This window comes from Arthrospira sp. PCC 8006, assembly GCF_046480465.1.
GTDB lineage: Bacteria > Cyanobacteriota > Cyanobacteriia > Cyanobacteriales > Microcoleaceae > Limnospira > Limnospira platensis.
The window spans coordinates 1-3,846 of record NZ_PKGG01000330.1 but is presented as its reverse complement, the minus strand read 5'-3'; the positions used below and the strand labels follow the sequence as shown (position 1 = coordinate 3,846).

Annotated in this window: 2 protein-coding genes; both read left to right on the top strand. The window is 50.1% G+C overall.

Annotated elements, in window-relative coordinates; genetic code table 11:
- A partial coding sequence (locus tag B9T16_RS26570; protein WP_410246163.1) for a tetratricopeptide repeat protein occupies positions 1 to 2,381 on the top strand: 2,381 nt, incomplete at its 5' end.
- A gap of 337 nt (positions 2,382 to 2,718) precedes the next feature.
- The coding region (locus B9T16_RS26565; protein ID WP_410246162.1) for a tetratricopeptide repeat protein at positions 2,719 to 3,846 on the top strand (1,128 nt) is incomplete at its 3' end.

The window sequence follows — 3,846 nt, the reverse complement described above, 5'->3', positions numbered from 1 at the left end:
AAACTGAAAGCGAAAGTCAGGAGAAACCAGAGATTCCTCAAACTATAGCGGAGCCACTATCGGATATGGTGGCACAGGTGGAAGCGAATTTGCAGGAAAAACAATTTCAGCAGGCTTTGAGTCTGTGTCAGCAGGTTTTGGCATTAGACCCAGAGGCGGCGAATATTTACGCCTTGTTGGGTAAGGCTTTGTTGGGGATGAAACGATTACCGGAGGCGGTGGCGGCTTTTGAAAAGGCGGTGCAGTTAAACCCGGAAGATGCGACAATTCACACGAATTTGGGTAGTCTCGCGGCGAGAATGCAACGCTGGGAACAGGCGGTAAAATGCTATGAAAGGGCGATCGCTCTCCAGCCAGACTTGGTAGCTGCTCATCGGAATTTGGGTAAAGTATGGCATAAGCTGGGAAAACCTCAGCAAGCTGTGAGTTGTCGATATCAGGCTTTGATTTTGCAGCCAGAAGAGGGGGAAGTCTCCGAGTTTTTGGCGGTGGGTAATAGCCTTTTACAAAGTGGCAGACTCCAGGAGGCTGAGGTTTGTTATCGCCAGGTGGTCAGGCGATCGCCGCACGATTCCCAAGCCTATCACAATTTGGGGGAGGTTCTGTCGGCTCAAGGTTTGTGGTCGGAAGCGGAAGCCGCCTATCGGCGCGCGGTGGAGTTGCAACCGGACTCTTTTGAGTCTCGCAACAGTTTGGGACAAGCACTGGTGGCTCAGGAAAAGTGGGATGATGCGATCGCCTGTTATGGGCGCGCCCTCAAACAAAATCCCCGCCTGTTGATGGCTTTGGAAAATCTGTCTAAGGCTTTACGCCATAGTAACAAAAGCCTACCTCCTAGTCAGGCGCGGGTGTTGAGTTTAATTGCTCGGGGACAAATACCGGAAGAGTTGCCACCGCCAGGGGGTGGGGCTTTTGCGCCGCCTGATGTCGATGTCGCTTTGGAAAGGGCCACGGAGTTATATCAGCAAAAGCGCTATCAGGCTTGTGTCCAGCAATGTCAGCAGGTGGTGCAGTGGCGACCAAGGGAAGCCAGAGCATATGGTATCTGGGGGAGGGCTCTGGTGGGTTTGGGGGAATATGGTAAGGCCCTACGCTGCTATCGAAAGGCGATCGCTTTGGAACCCAAAAATGGCCTATGGCATCAGGAGTTGGGGGAATTGTGTCTGCAACAGCGACGCTACCCAGAGGCGATCGTCAGCTTACAGGAAGCTGTGAAGTTAAAACCCCATCCCCGCATTTATCGGAGTTTAGCCAGCGCCTGGGGGTCTTTGGGTAAAGAGGCTGAGGCTTTGGACTGTTTGTTTGAAGCTATCCAGGCAAAACCGGAACTAGCTTCCCTGGGGGAATGTTTGAATTTGGCTCAGGGGTTATGGCGTAGGGGACAAAAAACTCAGGCGATCGCTTGTTATCAGGTGGCTGTTACTACCCACCCCCACAGTGCTAAGGCTCATCAACAGTTAGCCGAAGCCCTCTATGATTTGGGACGACAGGGAGAAGCGATGACCTATTATCGCCTTTGCTTTGAGTTAGCGGAACGTCGGGAACCGACACCCCCTCGACCAATTCAGCCACAACGACCTTGGTGGGAGCTTTTTCCTGGTTTCAGTTGGCTGGGAGGGCACCGCAGGAGGGTTGCCCCTACTCCCATAGGGGAAGATTATAAATCTCAGTTACCTACTTCTCACCACCAGATTTTACCGTCTCCACCCATGGCAGTTTTGCCCCCAGTGCAATCTGTTAGTTCCCCGGTAGTAGACAGCCAGAAACCTCCTCAGCGGCGGGTAGAAGAACCTGTAACCCGGCAAAATCACATCCCTATAGGGGGGGTGGCTTCTGCACCACCACCGGGTCAGCCAGCCTGGGAAGAGGCGATCGCCGCAGCGGGGGCGGAAAATTGGCAGGGCTGTGTTGATATTTGCCGTCACCTTCTCGATAGGGAACCTGAACGCCTGGAGGTGTTGCAGCTATTAGCCCAGGCTTTGGAAGCGTTGGAGCAATGGTCTGATGCCGCTGGGGTTTACCAAAAGGCGGTGGCTTTGGCTCCTGATGATGGGGAAATGTGGGTGCATTTGGGGGATGTTTCTGTAGTGATGCAGGCTTGGTCAGAGGCGATCGTCGCTTATCAAAGGGCAGTGGCTCTGGTGCCGGATTGGGTCTCGGTTTGGGAGGTGTTGGGGGACCTGGAGTTGGAGCGAGAAAATTGGTCGGAGGCGGCGGGGATTTATGGCCGGGTGCTGGAGTTGAATCCGGGAAATTGGGAGGTGTATCAGAAGTTGGGTGATGCTCTGCAGGGTTGGGGACGGGTGGATGAGGCGATCGAAGCGTTTAAAAAATCTAAGGAGTACGCCTACCAGGAAACCGAAAACAATGATAATGGATAAGGGGATATATTTAGGATATATAATTTTGTAGATATTCCCAGTAACTACAAATTGAAAATCGATAAAATCGGTTTTTTTTTAATTTAACAAAAACTCTCAAGATACTAACATCAAAAAACATCAAACTATCACAATCTCAAGTTATGAGTGATTTAGTATGACTGTGATCAACATCAATTTTGGGTTTTTGCCTTGCACTTTTAGATGAGCGTCGTCTATGCTGAATTAGGCGAGACTGGGAACGCCAAGTTGCATCAGCAATAGTTCCCCAACCAAGCCTTACTAGGGTAACACCAACAAATCCTGTCCTATAGCGACTAGAGAGAGCATCCCCCTTATGTCTATTAAGTCTCCTCAATTCCTGATCACACAGAGTCGGCGCAGAAACACTAGACCCCTACAGCAACATAGGACAGTGGCAGAAATTCACTGGAAGTTGGGTATAGCCCTAGCGCTGCGAGAAGATTGGCAACCGGCGGCGATTGAATTACGAAAAGCGATCGCTTTAGACAAGGACTGGCTGGAACCCCAACGAGAGTTAGGTAGGGTTTTGGTGCAGTTGGAAGCCTGGGATGAGGCGGTTGAGGTGTTGGGTGGGGTGGCGGCACAGTCGCCGGAGGACAGTCAAACTCGGCACCTGTTGGGGGATGCACTGTCGAAGTTGGAACAATGGTCAGAGGCGGCCCAGGCTTATCAAAATGCGATCGCTCTTAACCCGGAGTTCTCTTGGTCTCATAATAACTTGGGGGATGCTCTGTTAAAACTGGAGCGATGGAATGAGGCGGCGGACGCTTATCAAAATGCGATCGCTCTGGACTCGGAGTTTTCTTGGTCTTACAATAATTTGGGGGATGCGCTGCTGCGGTTGGAGCGGTGGGATGAGGCGGTGGAGGCTTATCGGAGTGCGATTGAGTTAGATCCGAATTTTGCGTGGTCACATTATAATTTGGGCGATGTCTTGGCGAAACAAGAGGATTGGGAAAGGGCGATCGCCGCCTATCGTTCTGCGGTTAAAATAGATCCGAATTTGCCACAAGTTCATGAAAAGCTAGGGGAAGCTCTGCGAAATCAAATTCAGATTTCTTCTGAAGAAATTTCTCAAGTCTATCACAGAGCAATTAAAGATAATCCAACAGATTTACAACTTTATTATAAGGCATTGGAGGTAAACCCCAAAGATGCTGAGATTTCTTTAAAATTGGCTGATGTTTTGAAAGAGCAAGGCAAAATAGAGCAGGCTATTACTTTTTATAAAAGCACTTTACAAATTGACTCTAATAATCATGAAATTCAGGCAGTGGCTTGGCATCGGTTGGGAGATATTTTTAAGCAGTTGGGGCGTTTACAAGAAGCGATTAAGGCTTATCAGCAGGTGGTTGAGTTGAAGCCGGAGTGGGCTGGCTCTCATTTTAATTTAATTCGGGTTTTGCGACAATTGGGACGTTTACAGGAGGCAGAAAAAGCA